The following is an 18,730-nucleotide window of genomic DNA, read 5'->3' as shown; positions in this document are numbered from 1 at the left end:
CGCGTAAAAAACATATTCGCCAGACTGGGGTTTTCGATGCCAAACTATCGTTCGCGCACTTCCACACACGGCCGCAACATGGCAGGCGCCAGAGGCCTGTGGCGGGCAACCGGTGTTAAAGAAAATGACTTCGGCAAGCCAATTATTGCTGTCGTCAACTCCTTCACGCAGTTCGTGCCTGGTCACGTGCATTTGAAAGACCTCGGTCAGCTTGTTGCTCGCGAAATTGAGCAGGCCGGTGGTATCGCAAAAGAGTTCAACACCATCGCAGTCGATGACGGCATCGCAATGGGCCACGACGGCATGCTCTACTCCTTGCCATCTCGTGAGTTGATCGCCGACTCAGTAGAGTACATGGTCAACGCACACTGCGCAGATGCCATGGTCTGTATCTCCAACTGTGACAAGATCACTCCAGGCATGTTGATGGCGTCTTTGCGTCTGAACATCCCAACCGTATTCGTGTCCGGTGGACCGATGGAAGCTGGCAAAGTAACGCTCGCAAACGGTGAAAAACGCAAAGTTGACCTTGTCGACGCAATGATCGCAGCAGCTGATGACAACGTTTCTGATAGCGACGTTGAAAGCATCGAGCGCAGCGCGTGCCCGACATGTGGGTCCTGTTCTGGCATGTTCACCGCAAACTCCATGAACTGTCTGACAGAAGCTCTGGGCCTTTCCCTTCCGGGCAATGGCTCCACTCTGGCAACGCATTCTGACCGTAAACGCCTGTTCATTGAAGCTGGTCACCTGATCGTCGATCTGGCAAAACGTTATTACGAACAGGAAGATGAGAGCGCACTGCCGCGTAACATTGCAAACTTCAAGGCCTTTGAAAACGCAATGATTATGGACATCGCAATGGGTGGTTCCACCAACACCGTTCTGCATTTGTTGGCTGCAGCGCAGGAAGGTGAAGTGGACTTCACCATGGAAGACATTGACCGCCTGTCTCGCATCGTACCAGTGCTGTGTAAGGTGGCTCCATCGGTTGCCAACGTTCACATGGAAGACATTCACCGCGCAGGTGGTATCCTCGGTATTCTGGGTGAATTGGACCGTGCAGGCCTCATCGATACCTCAGTAAAATCAGTGCATGCCAAAGACTTAGCCGATGCTCTCGAGCGCTGGGACATCAAACGCACAGACAGTACAAGCGTGCGCGAGTTCTTCTCAGCAGCACCTGGTGGTGTGCCGACACAGGTCGCGTTCTCTCAGAGCTCCCGCTATGCCGAAGGTGTTGATGAGGATCGTGAAAACGGCGTTATCCGCTCCAAAGAACATGCCTTCTCACAGGATGGCGGACTGGCAGTTCTCTACGGCAATCTGGCAGAAGACGGCTGTATCGTTAAGACAGCTGGTGTAGATGAGAGCATTCTCACATTCTCCGGCCCTGCACGCATCTTTGAATCTCAGGACACAGCCGTTAGTGCGATCCTGACTGGGAAGGTGAAAGAGGGCGACATCGTTCTCATTCGTTACGAAGGCCCTCGTGGCGGTCCGGGCATGCAGGAAATGCTGTATCCAACCAGCTACCTCAAGTCCAAAGGCCTCGGCAAAGCCTGCGCACTCATCACAGATGGCCGCTTCTCTGGTGGCTCTTCCGGCTTGTCCATTGGCCATGTCTCCCCGGAAGCAGCTGAAGGTGGCAATATCGGCCTGTTGGAAGAAGGCGATGTGATTGATATCGACATTCCAAACCGTAAAATCGAGATGCGTGTTTCTGATGAAGAGCTTGCCTCCCGTCGCGCTGCGATGGAAGCAAAAGGGAATGCTGCATGGAAACCTGTTGAGACGCGTAAGCGCAAGGTGACCACCGCACTGAAAGCCTATGCTGCCATGACCACCAGCGCATCCAAAGGCGCAGTTCGTAAAGTTGACTAAGCCTCAGGTTCAATAAGACATTCAAAAGCCCCGTAGAGATCATCTCTGCGGGGCTTTCTATTGCAGGAGCGTGTTCTGAGTGGTTAGCTCGGCGCGCTCACATATCGCAGATAGGGCAGGACTGTTTTCACAGAGCCAAATTTGACTTCTGCGTCTTCGGTACTGACAGCTGGGGGCACGATTACATCCTGACCAACAGTCCAGTCCGCAGGCGTTGCAACGCCCTTGGCAGACATCTGAAGCCCGTCTAGCGCGCGCAGGATTTCTGCGAAATTTCGTCCAACGGTCATTGGATAAGTCATCATCAGCTTCACTTGCTTGTCCGGCCCGATGATGAAGACTGAGCGCACAGTGGCAGAGTCTGCAGGTGTGCGGCCATCAGGTAGCACATATTCAGCAGGCAGCATGTCGAAGGCTTTGGCCATTTCAAGACCAGCATCGGCTACAATCGCAAAATCTGGCTTTGCACCGCCAACAGATTCAATGTCGACTTTCCACTTCTTGTGGTCTTCTACACCATCAACTGAAACGCCTAGGACTTTGGTGTTACGCTTTGCCCATTCTTCACTGAGCTTTGCCACAGCTCCAAATTCGGTAGTGCAAACCGGAGTAAAGTCTTTCGGATGCGAGAAGATAATTGCCCAGCTACCGCCAATCCAATCATGCAGGGTGATTTCGCCCTGATCAGTTTCTACGGAAAGGTTAGGGATAGTATCGTTAATGCGTAAAACCATGAGTAATCCTCTTCTTATCCAGTACTGCGCATCGCTCAAAAGGCCTTGGACCTCCCACAGCACCAATAACATTTAAGTACCGAATTTCTGCATTCAATGGGAGCGGCTTTCAGTTCTTGATACAATTTTGTGAAGTATTAGCGTGGAGAGTTTCAACCTGATCTCTCAATAGAATTTGTTAATGCAATCAAACATATTAATCAATTGACTTTGCGTTAGTCAAAGCTTACCGTAAGTTATGACTTACCAAGATATCCTTCATGCGCTGGCAGATGATACTCGTCGCAAGATATTTGAAGATCTTCGGGCAGGTCCTAAGAATGTCAAAGCACTCTCACAGGCAAAAGGCGTCACTCGGCCAGCTGTCTCTCAGCATCTGAAAGTGCTGGAACGGGCTGGGCTGGTGGAGGCCGATCAACGCGGAACGTCGAGATTCTACGCAGTAAGGCGTGAGGGCATCTCACCTTTGCGTGACTACCTTGATCAGTTCTGGGAGGACGTCCTGAACGCTTTTGCAACTGAAGTCACCGAACAACAGGAGATGGGGCATGATCACACCAGTGGTGAAAACGATTAGGGTGGACTGTAGTCCGGAAAGAGCCTTCGAGGTTTTTACAGGGGATTTCAGTAAATGGTGGCCAATTCAAACCCATTCTGTAACAGCAATGAATGGCAGCGAACTACCTGAGGTCTTTTGTGAGCGGCAGGAAGGTGGCAAGCTATATGAAGTCGCAAAGGATGGCACGCGGCATGACTGGGGAACGCTCAAAATCTATCAGCCCTCAAAAGCCCTCTCGTTTCTCTGGCACATTAATAACCCGGAGAGCATGGCAACCTGTGTGGATGTGACGTTTGAGAAGGACGGCGAGGGTACCAAAGTGGTTCTAAGCCATCATGATTGGGAGAAGATGGGCGAAATCGGCTCCACAATGCGCGAAAGCTACAACAACGGCTGGGTCAGCGTTTTTGAGGTGCATTTCAAAAACGCGTGTAATTCCAGTCCTGCTTAGGAAGCAAAGCCTCGCTGTTTTTTCTCCAGCGAGGCCTGTTTGTTATCCGCGCCAGTTCAGCAGGGCCTTTTCCACCTTCCCGATCAACCAGCTGACGCAGAGCCCCAAGATGGAAAGCATCGCGACGCCGACGATCAACTGATCTGTTGCGAATAAAGAACCAGCCATCAACACATAAGCGCCAATGCCATATTCTGCGCCGATCATTTCTGCAGCGACCAGTAGAATAATCGCGATACTTGCGGAGATCCGAGCTCCGGACAGGATCGCAGGTAAGGCTCCGGGCAAAATGATCTTCCGTACGATGGAAAGCCAGCTCATACCGAAGGATTGTCCCATGCGGACCAATCCACGCTCCACATTATCAACGCCGCCATAAGTGGCGATGACTGTTGGAAAAAATGTACCAAACAGGATTGTCGCAACTTTAGAACCTTCCCCGATCCCAAACCAGATGATGAAGAGCGGCAGCAAGGCAATCTTTGGAATTGGGAAAAACGCTGAGGTAAGAGGCAGCAGACTGGATCGTGCCAGTGAGAACAGCCCAATCAACAATCCCACCAAAATGCCGAGTGCTGTTCCAATGCTCCAGCCAAAGACAAGCCGATAAAGACTTGTGCTCACGTGCTTCCAGAATAGACCTGAATTATAGAGATCTAAGAAGGCCTGAAACGCTTCTGATGGTGCTGGTAAAACCAGATTGCTGATGATGCCTGTGCGGGAGCCAAACTCCCAAAACAGGACCAATGCCAGAAACACAAATGGAGCAACAAAACGGATAGGGCGGGGCTTAAACCCGCCTCCACGAAACGGAACTTTCTTGCGGTTTACCGGATCAGACATCGGCAAGCTCCCTGTCGGCAGCAAGAGCTTCTTCACGCATCATGTGCCACAACTGCTGCTGCACCTCCTCAAGCTCAGCGGCACGTTCACGGCGCTCATTTAGCGGGATAGAGATCTCTACAATCTCACGAACCTTGCCAGGGCGACGAGACAACACGATGACTTTGTGACCAAGGCGAACAGCTTCTGCAAGATTGTGTGTAACGTAGCAGGCTGAGAATGCCTCACGGGACCATAAAGCCACCAGATCATCCATCAGAAGTTCTCGTGTCTGGCTGTCCAAAGCTGACAGAGGCTCATCCATAAGAAGAAAGGCAGGGCTAACTGCCAACGCTCGCGCAATTGCTACACGTTGCTTCATCCCTCCGGAAAGCTGGCGTGGAAGTGCATCATGAAACTCTGAGAGGTTGGTGCGTGCAAGGACATCATCAATGATCGCCTTGCTCTGCTGTTTAGAGAGCTTGTGGTCCTCAAGCACCAAAGAGATGTTGCCGGCCACAGTGCGCCAAGGCAACAGCGCGAAGTCCTGAAAAATATAGGTGAGAGGGTTGAGAGACCCTTCTGGTGCCTGGCCTGCAATGTAGGCAGCGCCCTTGCTCGGCTCTTCGAGACCACCCATCAGACGCAGCAGCGTAGACTTTCCGCAACCAGATGGGCCGATGATCACGGCAATTTCACCGGGTTCAAAGGTCAGGTTGATATCATTAAGGACCTCGACAGAGCCGTAGGCATGCGAGAGTTTTTCAATTGAAATTTGCATGTAATCCAACCGGATTATGGGAAAAGGCATTGCCCACTCGTAGCGGGCAATGCGTATGTTGGATTAGAAGGTTTCGACGAACTTCACATCAACCAGCTTATCGAGTGTTACGCCTGCTGGTACCAGCTTCTCGCTCTTGAACCAGTTAAGCTGATCTTCCACACTCGCCATGTTTAGCGCAGCACCTTCGTTAAGACGCATCGCACCATTGCGAATGGATGGAGCAGCTTTCTCATAAGGACGATCAGCATAGACGTACTTATGAATGAGCTTCACCATGTCTTCCACAGCTGCATCACCTGCGGATTTGTCCACCAGAGCCGCGTTAAAGTCAGCCGCGCCTTTGGAGTAGGCACCGAGGAAGGTTTGAACCAGTTCAGGATTGTCATTAATGTTCTTCGTAGAAGTGAAGACAGTTGTTACCTGATAATTTGGCACGTAATCAGAAACTTTACCGATCATCTCCACCTGAGGTGACTTGGCTAAACCCTTTGCGATGTGCGGAACAATAGACCACGCATCAATTTGACCACTCTTCAGTGCCCCAATCACTGCGCCAACCTTCTGAAGGGGACGGATCTTGATGTCTTTGCGGTCAAAGCCCTCTTTATCCGCAATCTTATGTGCCATGTAATGGAAAGACGAGCCTGCCGTCGTCACACCAAAGCTCTTTCCTTTCAGATCAGCCGGTGTCTTCAGGCCTGCATCAAACGCAGCTTTGGAAGCAAGGATCATCTGGCCGTCAATGCCGGCTTCTTCCTGCAATGCGCCGCCAACAACTTTCACTGCGCCCTTGTCTGCAAGACTAATTAAGCCACCGGAAATCGCTGTAAGGCCGAAGTCCACATCGCCGGAGGCAATTGCAAGCGCCATCGGTTGCGCAGCCTGAAAGAACTTGAACTCAACTTCCAAGCCTGCTTCGTTGAAGTAACCCTTTTCAAACGCAACAAAATTCGCCGCATGAGAAGTGAAGCGCAATGCGCCGACCGTGATCTTCTCTGCTGCAGTTGCTGTAGTCGCAAACGTTCCTGTTAGAACCGCTGCGCCCATCAAAACGCCGCTTAAAATACCGCGTACCTTCATTTTTATCCTCTTAAGTGAACCTTGAGAGCAAACTCTCGTCAATCAAAGCGTATTCCCGAAAAGTGGCAATTGGTTTTCGGTAAAAACATGCAGGAAAAATCTTTTGCAGCCTTTGGATCTCTATAAAAACAACTGCGCCAATCACTTCAATCGTGCATAGATTAGTCATATAACGCAACCCGGCGCACATGAGACTTGCAATATTCTCAATCTGAACAGGTTCACCATCGCTATCTAGCGCATTTATATGCTGCAATTCATCAATAATGCGACCAAATATGCTTCTAGGTTTCGTGCAGATAAACCATCTGTACAAAACTCTAGGAAAAAGGCTGGAGGTGATCGCTCAATCCCAGCCTTTGATTTGGTCCAATTGATGAAATCAATTTGGTCAGAGACCAGATCTAATCTCTAGCAAGAAGCTTGGTCATCACATTTTCAATGATCTTGTGACCGCCGTCTTGATCTAGGGACATGATGGACTCCGGATGGAACTGAACGGCGCCAATAGGCTCGTTCTTGTGTTCAATTGCCATGATCACACCGTCTTTGGTTTCTGAAGTCACTTCAAAACAATCTGGCAACACATCCCGCTTAGCGAACAAAGAGTGATAACGGCCAACACTGACAGGTGAACTCAGCCCATCAAACAGCTTGGAGCTGTGACTAAAGGAAACAAGAGATGGCTTCCCATGTACAGGAACATCAAGCTGATCCAACTCACCACTAAATGCTTCGGTCAGCGCCTGCAGACCAAGACACACACCAAAGATTGGGAGCTTGCGAGCACGGGCTCTTTCGATGGTAGCTCGACAGTCAAAGTCCTTCGGAGAACCTGGGCCAGGGGATAGAACGACCAGATCCGGGTTAACCTGATCAAAGACTTCATCCAGCACCGGACTACGATAGGTGACAACCTCAGCACCTGTCTGACGGAAGTAATTTGCCAGTGTGTGCACGAAGCTGTCTTCGTGGTCGACAAGCAAAATCTTTTTACCTTTACCCGGCTTAGCTTTAACAACTTCCTCTTCAGCGGTAAGCGCAAGTCCAGCCTCGCGAACGGCAGCAATCATTGCAGACGCTTTCAGCTCAGTCTCAGCTTCTTCATCCTCTGGGATACTGTCATAAAGCAGCGTCGCACCAGCACGGATCTGAGCCACACCATCCTTGATGCGAACAGTGCGCAGCGTCAGTCCGGTGTTCATGTCACCATTAAACAATACAGCACCGATCGCGCCGCCATACCATGCACGAGAGCTTTTCTCATGGTCCTCGATAAACTGCATGGCCCAACGCTTTGGTGCACCAGTAACAGTTACAGCCCATGTATGAGAAAGGAACGCATCCAACGCATCCTTACCATCAAGCAGAGTGCCTTCAATGTGATCCACGGTATGGATCAGACGAGAATACATCTCGATCTGACGACGACCAATTACACGCACAGACTCTGGAACACAGATGCGGCTCTTATCGTTCCGGTCCACGTCAGAACACATGGTCAGTTCCGCTTCATCCTTGGCAGAGTTCAGCAGCTTGCGGATTTGCGCTTCATCTTCAATCGCGTTCTTGCCACGGCGGATCGTGCCGGAAATAGGGCAGGTCTCCACACGGCGACCACCAGTCACCCGTACATACATCTCAGGAGAGGCGCCAACCAGATACTCGGCGTTGCCTAGGTTGATGAAGAAGGAATAAGGCGAAGGGTTGATCTGCTGCAAACGTCGCGAAACAGCGGATGGCGGGTTTTTGCAAGGTTCATAGAACACTTGCCCGGGAACGGTCTCAAACAGATCACCGCGCTTGAAGTAATCGACTGCAGATCGCACTAGATCAGCATACTCACCCGGCTCATGGTCACCACGTTCTGGAGTTTCAGTCGCAGCCTTATAGGGCGTCTCTTCACCATCACGCGGCAGACCGTCTGTCGTCTTGGCGTTGAACTCAAAATCGTATTCCAGCACATGGGCTTTACGGCCATAGTGGTCAACAATCAGGATTTCATCGGGCAGAAACAACACCATGTCCCGCTGCTCGTCAGGACGCTGCAGTTTCTGATTGATTGGCTCAAACTGGAACGTCAGATCATACCCGAACGCGCCATAAAGCCCGAGCTGGTCATCGTCACAGGAAAACAGATCAACAAGTGTACGCACCACGGAGAAGGTTGAGGGCTGGCGGGAACGCTCTTCCTCTGAAAAGGCTCTGTCCGGTGTTTTGATGGTCAGATCAATGCGATACTCATCTGCATTGAAATCCGCGATGTCCTTGTGACCGTCCAATGCGCCTTGAACGGCAGGCATCAACACGCGCCCACGCTCGTTCAAAGCTTGAATGGTAATCTTGCGGTCGTTGGATTCGATCAGCAGCGGTGGGTTGGCCAGCGCCATATCCCAGCGCGTGTAGCGGCCCGGATATTCGTAGGAAGAGGAAAGCACCGCACCGCGTTGACGGTCCAGTCTGTCCATCCATTCGCTCGTACCAGCGGCATAATCAGCATTTCGGCTTTTACGACGGATGATAACGCCGCCTTTGCTCTTATAAGTCCGTTCTGCCGTAATCGGCATGGTCAATCCTCCGGGTCGTGCACACCTGTTTCCGATGTTTGCGAGGCGGTAGATACAACAAAGCCGCCTGCAGAAAATGCGGCGGCTTGGAAATTACAAGTCAACAAGACATGCGTGTTCAGCCACCGTCACCGGCGCCACCACCACAGCATGTTTTGTGCTTGCATAGTCATCATGCGATTTTCATAACCTAAGGAGCTCATAGGTGCAACTCCTGAAACAAAATTGCACCCAGCAATGAAAAGAAGAACCCTTCAACCCATCGTGAAGAGCTCTCCATCCTCAGCTTAAGCACACGAGTGCTGGATAAGGCGGTCTAGGAAACCGTCGCATTTGTCGAGTTCGGATTGCTTGATGTATTCGTCCGGTTTGTGGGCCTGCTCAATGCTGCCCGGGCCACACACGACGGTTGGGACTTTCAAGATAGTCTGGATCAAGCCTGCTTCCGTGCCATACGCAACTTTTGCATGGTCATTGCGGCCTGCCAGTTTCTTCGCCAGAACAGTCACATCCGCTTCCACTTCTGTATCCAGTCCTGGGATCTCGGAGTAAGGAATGAGCTCGATATTTGCATCTTCAGAAACTTTGCGCATTTCAGGAAGAAGCTCTTCTGTGGCATAACGCCTGATCTCGTCCATGCATGCCTGCAGGCTTTCGGTAGGCAAAACGCGGAACTCAAAAATCACTTCGCAGTGTTCCGGTACAATGTTGAGTGCAGTTCCACCTTTCATGACACCTGTGTGAGCGGTGGAGTACGGTAAATCAAACAGATCATCACTAGGACCTGCTGCCAGTTCCCGTGCCATCTCTTCCAGTTTTGCAACAAGGCGAGCACCATAATGCACCGCGTTTACGCCCTGTGGTGCGAGAGACGAGTGGCAGGAAAGGCCGGTAAACACAGCACGGTATGAGGCTTTGGATTTATGTGCCACCACAACCTGCATTTCAGTCGGCTCACCAACGAAACATGCTTCCGCCTGAAACCCTTCGCCAGCCAACTTATGAAGCACAGGCTGAACGCCGGTGCAGCCGGTTTCTTCGTCATAAGAGAACATGAGGTGGAACGGCTTGTTCAGCGATGCCTTGAGCATCTCTGGCACTTTGGCAAGAGAGCACGCAACAAAGCCTTTCATGTCGCAGGAACCGCGACCGTAAAGCAGACCGCCTTCCTCGCGAAGGGAAAAGGGGTTGCTTGTCCAGTCTTGTCCTTCGACCGGCACTACATCTGTGTGGCCTGAAAGAATGTAACCATCGGTCCCATCTCCACCGATCGTCGCAAACAGGCTCGCCTTCTCACCTGTCTCGTCTGGCAGTATGGAAGAAGAGACCCCCAGATCATTAAGATACTCTTCGATCCACTTGATCAGGGGGAGATTGGTTTTTGCGCTGACCGTGTCAAAGCTAACCAGCTTTGCAAGGATTTCTTGGCTTGTCATTGTCATGGAAATTTCTTTCAGGAAATCGGAATCGTGAGTTCTGACTATAGAAAGAGAAATGCATAAGGAAAAGTACGTTTACGAGCTTTCGTTGACATGCCGTGGCGTTGTTTCGCCCTTACCCCACAGCCAGGCAGCTCCGCGCACACCAGAGCTGTCACCGTGTTTGGCCTTGCGGATATCAAAATCATAACCATCAGAGAAAATGTAAGGACGCATTGCAGCAGGAAGATCCTTGTAAATCTCTTCCACGTTGGACATGCCACCAGCCAGTACAAAACAGTCTGGATCTAAAATGTTGGCTGCCATCGCCAAGGCACGGCCCAAGCGGCTTACATAACGCTGATACGTGCCCATAGCAGCTTCATCACGAGCGCGCATAAACTCAATGATCTCGCTGCCCTTAAGAGCCTTTCCAGTGGCATTCTCATAATCCCACTGAAAGCCTGTGCCAGAGCACAAAAGGTCAATCGTACCGTGGTGTCCGGTCCAATTGAGCGGCCCCGGGAACTCGCCTTCCTGCATCCATGGCACTGTGACGTTTCCCCATTCGCCGCCAATGCCATTCGCGCCTTTATGAGGACGTCCATTAATCGCTATGCCTGAACCACAGCCAGTGCCAATGATGACACCGTGAACAACACCGCATCCTGCTCCGGCGCCGTCAATGGCCTCAGATACTGCCATACAATTGGCGTCGTTCTGAATGCGCACTTCACGGCCAAGGGCATCGCACAGATCTTTGTCGAGAGGTTTGCCGTTCATCCACGTGGAATTTGCGTTCTTAACCAGTCCGGTACTTGGAGAGATGGATCCTGGAATGCCAATGCCTACTGTGCCGACTTCGCCAGTTGTCGATTCAGTTGCTGCAACAAGTTCGATAACAGCTTCTACACAGCCCTGATAATCGTTCTTGGGAGTTGGAACGCGCTTGCGAAACAGTTCTTCACCTTCGTTAGAAAGTGCCAGCGCTTCAATTTTGGTACCACCCCAGTCAAGTCCAATTCGCATGTTCCAATCATTCCCCCGTTACATGCATAAAAGGCCTAAGCCTCTGCATTTTTTGTTGTCTTCTGGCTTAGTCGCGTCGCTGGGGCATTTCAAAAGCACCTGCGTCGTCTCCATCCAATGTATCCAGCTGTTTACCGTAGCTTTTGAATTTTCTCAAAATCTCTTTCATCTCAGCAGGAGAAAGAGGTGCAGGTTCTCCCAGAACCAGTGCAGATAAATACTGATCTGCCAATGCTTCCACTTCACCGGCAAGCCCAAGCGCCTTGTGCAGCGAAGGGCCAAAAGCAATCTGACCATGATGCGCCAAAAGACAGGCAGTCCGGTCTTCAAGCGCATCGATCATTGCTTTAGAAAGGGCTTTGGTCCCGAACGTTGCGTAGTCTGCACATTTGATCTGATCTCCGCCAGCAACCGCCACCATGTAATGAAAAGCCGGAATGCCTTTATTATGAGTTGAAAGCGCAGTCGCTCTGGCTGAATGGCAGTGAACAACAGCCTCTGCATCTTTGTAGTTGCGGTAAATGTCCATATGCATACGCCACTCGGATGAGGGCAGAAAATTTCCAAAGTATCCGCTCTCAAGATCCATGAAGACAATCTTTTTCATCTCCAGGTCTTCGTAAGGAATGCCAGAAGGCGTAATCAACATGCCATTGTTATATCGGGCGCTTACATTGCCAGAGGTTCCATGTGTCAAACCAGTGCTTTGTAAAGCACGCGCCGTTCTTATTACTTCCCGGCGAAGCTGGTTCTCAGCTGTTGTCATAACATGTCTCCGCTTGCTGTCGCCTAGGCAAATGTAAGGCTAGCCGCACTGGTTTGCTTCAGGCAATAGCGCTCAATGCGTATGCTTGTTCTCTTCTTCTCTGCGTTTGCGCAAGGCTTCATTGAGGTCTGGTGCCGCAGAAACAAGGGTACGTGTGTAAGGGTGTTTGGGATTGGAAAAGACTTCTCCGGTTGGACCTTCTTCCACAATCCGGCCAGCGTTCATCACAATCACTCGATCAGTAATGGCCTGCACGACAGACAGATCGTGTGAAATGAACAGATAAGCCATACCCAGTCGATCGCGAAGGTCCGCGAATAAATCGAGGATCTGAGCTCTGATGGAAACATCTAGGGCTGAGACGGGTTCATCCGCGACGATCAGGCTTGGATTGGTGACCAGCGCGCGCGCAATCGCGATACGCTGCCTTTGGCCGCCAGAAAATTCGTGCGGATATTTGTTGGCATCTGCGGAAGAAAGCCCCACGCTTTCCAAAACCTCATGAACGCGTTTTTTACGTTGAGAACGAGACAGTTCGTTACGCATCAGGTGCAAAGGTTCTCCAACGGTACGTTCAACCGTATGCCGTGGATCAAAGCTTCCATAAGGGTCCTGAAACACAGCCTGAATGCCCAGTTGCAAATCCTGACGGTCTTTTCGTGAAACCGAGTAGGGGTCTTTGCCAAGAAACTGGATATGGCCTGCGTTTGGCGGTGTTAGTCCCAAAATAGTGCGCGCAAGGGTGGACTTGCCACATCCACTTTCACCCACCAGTCCCATGCTCTGACGCGGCGCAACGTGGAAGGAAACGTGTTGTACGGCCCTGTGCCATTGTCTGCGTGTGAAGATGCTGGCGCGAGGGAGAGGATATTCCCGCAGTACATTGCTCACCTTCAAGAGCGGCTGCGTGATCTCGTCAACAGGCTCTTGTCGTGGAACAGGTACGTGATTTGAGGCTTCAAACAGCTTCTTGGAATAGGGATGAGAAAGATTGTCGAACAGCTCGCAAGTTGGGCCTCGCTCAACAATCACGCCATCCTTCATAATCGCAACAGTGTCTGCCATGTCTGCAACAACTGCCAAATCATGCGAAATGAGCAGCATGGCCATCTGTTCTTTGCGTACGATGTCTTTCAGCAATGTCAGGATCTGCGCCTGAACGGTCACATCAAGTGCTGTGGTCGGCTCATCTGCAATCAGCACCTTGGGCTTACAGGCAATGGCAATAGCAATGACAACGCGCTGCCTCTGTCCGCCGGAAAGCTGGTGAGGGAAACGATCAATTAAACCATATTCAAGACCCAGGCCTACCCGTTCCAGAACATCAATGGTCTGGTCCATTGCTTCTTTGCGCGTAAGACCCTGATGCCAGCGAAGGCCTTCAGCAACTTGTTCGCCAATGGTGCGGGTTGGGTTGAGAGCGGTCAGCGGTTCCTGGAAGACCATAGAGATGTCTTTGCCGCGGACATGGGTCATCTCTGTGTCCGTAGCACGTGTGAGGTTCTTTCCCTCAAACATCAGATCGCCAATCTGATGAGCACCCTCTGGTAATAGCTGCATGGCAGAGAGCGCACTCATGGATTTGCCAGATCCACTTTCGCCAACAAGACCGAGGATTTTGCCCTGCTCAAGGTCAAAGCTCACATTGCGCAGGATCGGCTTGCCAGAAATGGAAACGCAAAGGTCAGTGGCGGAAAAGACAGAAGTCACGCAACTCTCCTCCGCATCTTCGGATCTAGCAAATCCCGTAGTCCGTCGCCAAGCAGGTTAAAGCCGAGAACGGAAAAGATAATCGCGAATCCTGGATAAAGCGCCAGTTGTGGTGCAAAGGCAACCATGGTCTGGGCCTCGTACAACATGCGGCCCCAACTCGCCATTGGTGGTTGCGTCCCCAAACCAAGATAGGAGAGGCCTGCCTCTGAAAGGATTGCAAGAGAAAGCTGAATGGTTGCCTGCACGATCAACAAATTAGCGATGTTCGGAATAACGTGTTCCAGAGTGATCAAAAACGAGCTCTTGCCGGAAAGACGGGCGGCAAGCAAAAACTCGCGTCCTGAAAGAGACAGGGCACCACCACGGGCGACGCGGGCAAAAACCGGAATATTGAAGATACCAATCGCAATCACAGCGTTGATAGTACCCGGTCCGAAAATAGACGTGATGAGCACGGCGGAGAGCAAAGAAGGAAATGCGAAAATCAGATCATTGGTGCGCATCACCAGTTCTTCCAGAAAACCCTTTTGGGCCGCAGCCAGAAGTCCTAATGGCACGCCGATCAGCATACCGATGCCAACAGCAATCAACGCTACAATGATGGAGGTGCGTGCGCCAACCATCAGCATGGAGAAGATATCGCGACCATACTGATCCGTCCCAAACCAGAATTCAGAACTCATCGGTTTAAGGCGCTTTGAAACATCCAGAACATCGATCGCATAGGGTGTCCAGAAGACGGAAGTAATCCCTGCGATGAGAATAACGAGAGCAAGCACTGCCCCGATCACGAAAGAACGGCTGTGAAGGGCCTTCTTCCAGATGGAGATTTCGTCAAAACTGGCAAGCGACGGATAACTTGGGAGTTCCTGATTCATGCACGTCGCCTCAGTCTTGGATCAATGGCTGCATAGGCGATATCGACGAGAAACGTCACAAAGATTGTAAGAGCAACGAGCAGCATGACACTGCTTTTCACCACGATCAGATCGCGCTGAGTAATACCCTGGAAAATCAAACGCCCTAAGCCTGGCAGGTAGAAGAGGTTCTCAATAATCACCGTACCTGCGATCAAGAAAGAGAATTGAAGGCCCAAAATAGTCAGGACCGGAATAAGTGCGTTGCGCACGCCGTGTCTCCAAAGCGTGGCTTTGTTGGAGAGCCCTTTAGCACGTGCTGTGCGGATATAATCTTCATGCAACACATCCAGCAGGGCTGAGCGCATCACGCGCGCCAGAATACTCGCCTGTGGCAAAGCCAGCGCGATAACAGGCAACAACAGTGCCTGCAGTGAGCCAAAGAAACTCACATCCCAGCCCGGGAACCCGCCAGATGGCAACACCCGCAGCACGATTGCAAACACGTAAACCAGCAAGATTGCAATCCAGAAATTTGGAATTGCAATGCCGATCTGGGCAACAGACATAATGCCTGTGTCGATGATCTTGCCATGATAGCGGGCGGAGTAAACGCCAATTGGGATGGCTATAACTGTCGAGAGGATCAACGCGCCAGTTGCAAGCGGAAGGCTGACCTGGATGCGTTCGCTGATCAGTTCAGAAACTGGAACCGAATAGGTGTAGCTTACACCAAAATCACCCTGCAGCATGCCCAGTAACCAGTTCACATAGCGGGTGGATACAGGAGCGTTAAGACCAAGTTCAGCACGCAAAGCCGCTAATGTGTCTGCCTGAGCATTCAGCCCAAGCATCACCTCAGCCGGATCACCGGGAATAACCTCAAGCACAACGAAGATGACGACGCTTGCGGCTAGTAGAGTTGTCAGTAAGCCTATGAGACGAAGGAACGCAAACCAGAGCATCGGACAAATCCGCAAAACCAATCAAACTTGCGTTGCACAAGCAAATTGCACAATGAGAGAAAAGGGTTACCCCTAAAGTAACTGTCAGTTTGGCAACCGCTTAAACCATATAATTTGGAATAGCAATTGAGAAGGACTGCGATTGCGGTTGCAACCGCAGTCCTGTGCAAATATCTACGTGTATTTGCTAGGTGTTTTTAGTTATTTGCCCAATAGACCTGTGACAGATCGTTACCCGGTGTCGGGGAGTTTCGCCAAAGCCCCTTCACATTGGCATTCCACACAGCAGACTTCGCCAGCTGGAACAAGTAGACGTTCACAGCATCCTCAGAGATGACTTGCTGTACTTGTTTCAAAAGCTCATACCGCTTCTCTTCATCAACAGTCACATTCAGCTCTTCAATCAGTTGCTTGAAGGCATCGCTGTTGTAGTTGAAGTAGTATTTATCGCGTGCATAGATACCAATATCCATTGGCTCAACATGAGAAACGATCGTGAAGTCGTAATTGGTCTCTTTGAAGACCTCGGAAAGCCACTGGGCCCATTCAACAGGAATGATCTTCAGGTCAATGCCGACTTTTTTCAGGTCAGAAGCAATCAGCTCACCGCCGCGGCGCGCATAGGTTGGCGGCGGCAGTTTCAGCGTTGCACTGAAGCCATCTGGATACCCTGCTTTGGCAAGGAGTTCTTTCGCTTTCGCTGGATCGTAAGGGTAAAGCCCTGTCAGATCATTATAAGCTGGATGGTGAGGAGCAAAGTGCGTTCCAATTGGCGTACCAAGTCCAAACATAGCCCCGTCAATCAATGCTTGCTTATTGACCGCATGCGAGATTGCCTGACGTACGAGCTTGTTCTTGAGCGGGCCGCGGGCGTTGTTCATTGCAAGGATGGTTTCACCCTCGGTCGTGCCAATCGCAACTTCAAAGCGTGGGTCCGCTTGAAACTGTACAATAGTTTCAGGAGCAGAAAAAGTTGGGAACGCATCCAGATCGCCAGAGATCATAGCAGTAAAGGCGGCATTAGGATCAGAGATGAAACGGAAAGAGGCTTTGTCCAGCTTTGGTTGATCTCCCCAATACTGGTCGAAACGGGAAATCCGAATTTCCTGCCCCTTCATCCAACGGTCAAACTTAAACGGTCCGGTGCCCACTGGTTTCGTTTTATTCGTTTTAGCCGTTTTAGGAGATACAATCACCGCATCGCCCCAGGCCAGATTGTAAGCAAGGTTTCCGCTTGGTGTGGTGAGTTTGATATCAACGGTTTGCGGATCTACGACAACCACATCAGAGATCGCTGCAAAGAGTGGCTTTTGTGCATTTACGCTGCCTTCAGCGCGTGCACGATCCAAGGAAAATTTCACATCATCAGCAGAAAACGGCGTTCCATCATGAAAGAGGACATCCGTCTGCAAATGGAAGCGATAGGTCATGCCATCTTCGCTCACATCCCATGACTTGGCGAGAGAGGGCAGAACACTTCCGTCTGGCCCGATACGCGTCAGGCCTTGAAAAATGTTCTGATAGACCACTTCATCGATAGCAGCTGCAGCGCCTGCAGTTGCATCAAGATGCGGTGGTTCGAGTACCATTCCCAAAGACAGGGAAGATTTGGCTTCAGCAGAACCGTGCGCACCTGTTAGTGCAGCAAGGACGAGGGCCGCGCCTCCGGCAAGGCAAAGCAGCCGGCTTTTTAATGACTTTGCATGCATTCCATTCCGTCCCTTATACTTTAAGAGTGCACGTGATCAGACAGTGTTCTTGTTATTGGTCTTGCATCAGGCTCCGTCAAAAGAGAGTACGCGGCCAATGCCATCACTTTGGCACTGTCAACGAGATCCTCAATTCCAACAAATTCGTCCGGCCTGTGCGCCATCTCAAGTTTGCCTGGACCATACGCAATACAATCGTGCAAGTGGCCCAATCGTGTTATGTGCTTCTGATCATAAGTCCCCGGAGAGACAACATATGATGCATCTTTTTGAAGCACGTCTTTAATTCCGCCTGCAACAGCGCGAGCGACTGGAGAGTCTTTCTCTGCCATCACGGGGAGAACTTCAAGGAGATCCTTAAGTTCATATTCGAAATTTCTACGTGTTTTACGCAGATTTTCTAATATTTCAACTATCTCTTGTTTCACATCCTCCAGCGGCTCCTCAATCAGGAAACGACGATCCAGTATGATGCGGCAACTATCTGCAACGCAAGGGGAAGGAAGACCATCGTGTCCTTCATCCTGTCCGCCATGTAGGGAGTTGATATTTAACGTGGATGATCGGGCGCCCGGAGGAATAACTGGCATTTGTGTTTGTTTTTTGCTGAGCGAAGGGTAAAGCTCGGTTTCCAGCACATTCAGGAAAGCACTCATGTGACGAATTGCGCTGTCACCCAAAAACGGCATAGAACCGTGAGCAATCGAGCCACGCGTCTCAATTTCACTCCACCACACCCCTCGATGCCCGAGACAAACCTGATCCTTATGCAATGGTTCAGGGATGATGACATGGTCGACACGTGGCTTGGAAAAGTAGCCATGTTCGGCAAGATAAGCCACACCGCCAAGACCGCCGGATTCCTCATCAACCGTTCCTGATATCTCGATGGCACCGCAAAACTCAGGGAAACATTCAATCAGACTCTCAGCCGCGATTATGGAAGAAGCCAAACCACCCTTCATGTCACAGGCACCGCGCCCAAAGACTTTTCCGTCTTTCACCACGCCAGCAAAGGGATCAACCGTCCAACCATACCCAACTTCGACAACATCAATATGGGAGTTGAAGTGGACACAAGGGCCGGGACCGCGTCCTTCATAGCGGCAAATGACATTGATGCGCGGGTAACGGTCAGAGTCTCCGGGGGTACTCTCTCCTCTGACATATTCGACAGAAAAGCCCTTACGTTTCAAACGTTCTCCGATGAACTCCGCACAGGGACGGTATGCTTCCCCAGGTGGATTGATTGTTGGAAATGCAATCAGGTCACGAGTGAGAGCAACCAGTTCATCCACTTTCCGCTCAACGGATTGGCTTAATTCCTCCCGCATCTTCCCCCCAGAACAAATGCTTAAATGAATTAATTAATATCGTGACCGTTCCCAAAAC

General features: G+C 50.9%; 16 protein-coding genes. 3 read left to right on the top strand and 13 right to left on the bottom strand.

Annotation, left to right across the window (positions count from 1 at the left end; all coding sequences use genetic code 11):
• Positions 1-36: 36 nt before the first annotated feature.
• Positions 37-1,884 carry a dihydroxy-acid dehydratase gene (gene ilvD, locus PsAD26_RS20790; protein WP_063311940.1) on the top strand — a complete coding sequence of 616 codons (1,848 nt, stop codon included), beginning with the start codon at positions 37-39 and terminating at the stop codon, positions 1,882-1,884.
• Between the two features lie 83 nt (positions 1,885-1,967).
• On the opposite strand, the gene PsAD26_RS20785 is transcribed toward ilvD, so the two are convergent.
• Entirely contained in the window at positions 1,968-2,618 is a 651-nt protein-coding gene (locus PsAD26_RS20785; RefSeq protein WP_063288202.1) for a peroxiredoxin, read from the bottom strand.
• Between the two features lie 238 nt (positions 2,619-2,856).
• Between PsAD26_RS20785 and PsAD26_RS20780 the strand changes: the two genes are divergently transcribed.
• Both PsAD26_RS20780 and PsAD26_RS20775 read left to right on the top strand, forming a co-directional pair.
• Complete coding sequence (locus PsAD26_RS20780) at positions 2,857-3,195, top strand: metalloregulator ArsR/SmtB family transcription factor (RefSeq protein WP_063296315.1); 339 nt, start codon at positions 2,857-2,859, stop codon at positions 3,193-3,195.
• Positions 3,167-3,628, top strand: a complete 462-nt coding sequence (locus PsAD26_RS20775; RefSeq protein ID WP_063296316.1) for an SRPBCC family protein — start codon at positions 3,167-3,169, stop codon at positions 3,626-3,628. Before PsAD26_RS20780 ends, PsAD26_RS20775 begins: the two co-directional genes overlap by 29 nt.
• Positions 3,629-3,670: 42 nt before the next feature.
• Here the strand turns inward: PsAD26_RS20775 and PsAD26_RS20770 are convergent, their stop codons facing one another.
• The 12 genes from PsAD26_RS20770 to PsAD26_RS20710 form a co-directional block, all read right to left on the bottom strand.
• Positions 3,671-4,471 carry an ABC transporter permease gene (locus PsAD26_RS20770; protein ID WP_063311939.1) on the bottom strand — a complete coding sequence of 267 codons (801 nt, stop codon included), beginning with the start codon at positions 4,469-4,471 and terminating at the stop codon, positions 3,671-3,673.
• Positions 4,464-5,231 (bottom strand): ABC transporter ATP-binding protein, encoded by a 768-nt coding sequence (locus PsAD26_RS20765; RefSeq protein WP_063311938.1) that lies wholly within the window; start codon positions 5,229-5,231, stop codon positions 4,464-4,466. The genes PsAD26_RS20770 and PsAD26_RS20765 overlap by 8 nt, the downstream gene beginning before the upstream one ends.
• 63 nt (positions 5,232-5,294) lie before the next feature.
• Positions 5,295-6,314 carry an ABC transporter substrate-binding protein gene (locus PsAD26_RS20760; RefSeq protein ID WP_063311937.1) on the bottom strand — a complete coding sequence of 340 codons (1,020 nt, stop codon included), beginning with the start codon at positions 6,312-6,314 and terminating at the stop codon, positions 5,295-5,297.
• 404 nt (positions 6,315-6,718) lie between these two features.
• On the bottom strand, positions 6,719-8,881 hold the full coding sequence (locus PsAD26_RS20750; protein WP_063311935.1) for an anthranilate synthase component I: 2,163 nt from the start codon (positions 8,879-8,881) through the stop codon (positions 6,719-6,721).
• A gap of 287 nt (positions 8,882-9,168) precedes the next feature.
• On the bottom strand, positions 9,169-10,323 hold the full coding sequence (argE, locus tag PsAD26_RS20745) for an acetylornithine deacetylase (RefSeq protein WP_063311934.1): 1,155 nt from the start codon (positions 10,321-10,323) through the stop codon (positions 9,169-9,171).
• 72 nt (positions 10,324-10,395) lie between these two features.
• Positions 10,396-11,328, bottom strand: a complete 933-nt coding sequence (locus tag PsAD26_RS20740; protein ID WP_063311933.1) for an ROK family protein — start codon at positions 11,326-11,328, stop codon at positions 10,396-10,398.
• Positions 11,329-11,395: 67 nt separating this feature from the next.
• Positions 11,396-12,094, bottom strand: a complete 699-nt coding sequence (locus PsAD26_RS20735; protein WP_063311932.1) for a class II aldolase/adducin family protein — start codon at positions 12,092-12,094, stop codon at positions 11,396-11,398.
• Between the two features lie 72 nt (positions 12,095-12,166).
• A complete protein-coding gene (locus tag PsAD26_RS20730; RefSeq protein WP_063311931.1) occupies positions 12,167-13,804 on the bottom strand; it encodes a dipeptide ABC transporter ATP-binding protein in 1,638 nt (545 codons plus the stop codon).
• Positions 13,801-14,685 carry an ABC transporter permease gene (locus tag PsAD26_RS20725; RefSeq protein ID WP_063311930.1) on the bottom strand — a complete coding sequence of 295 codons (885 nt, stop codon included), beginning with the start codon at positions 14,683-14,685 and terminating at the stop codon, positions 13,801-13,803. The genes PsAD26_RS20730 and PsAD26_RS20725 overlap by 4 nt, the downstream gene beginning before the upstream one ends.
• Positions 14,682-15,629, bottom strand: a complete 948-nt coding sequence (locus PsAD26_RS20720; RefSeq protein WP_063311929.1) for an ABC transporter permease — start codon at positions 15,627-15,629, stop codon at positions 14,682-14,684. Before PsAD26_RS20720 ends, PsAD26_RS20725 begins: the two co-directional genes overlap by 4 nt.
• A 197-nt stretch (positions 15,630-15,826) precedes the next feature.
• Complete coding sequence (locus PsAD26_RS20715) at positions 15,827-17,338, bottom strand: ABC transporter substrate-binding protein (protein WP_063311928.1); 1,512 nt, start codon at positions 17,336-17,338, stop codon at positions 15,827-15,829.
• Between the two features lie 20 nt (positions 17,339-17,358).
• Positions 17,359-18,672 (bottom strand): acetylornithine deacetylase/succinyl-diaminopimelate desuccinylase family protein, encoded by a 1,314-nt coding sequence (locus PsAD26_RS20710; protein ID WP_063311927.1) that lies wholly within the window; start codon positions 18,670-18,672, stop codon positions 17,359-17,361.
• Positions 18,673-18,730 lie beyond the last annotated feature (58 nt).

The sequence above is a fragment of the Pseudovibrio sp. Ad26 genome, from assembly GCF_001623285.1.
Taxonomy (GTDB): domain Bacteria; phylum Pseudomonadota; class Alphaproteobacteria; order Rhizobiales; family Stappiaceae; genus Pseudovibrio; species Pseudovibrio ascidiaceicola.
Note: the sequence above shows the minus strand (reverse complement) of the source record. Positions and strands in the feature narration are given on the sequence as shown.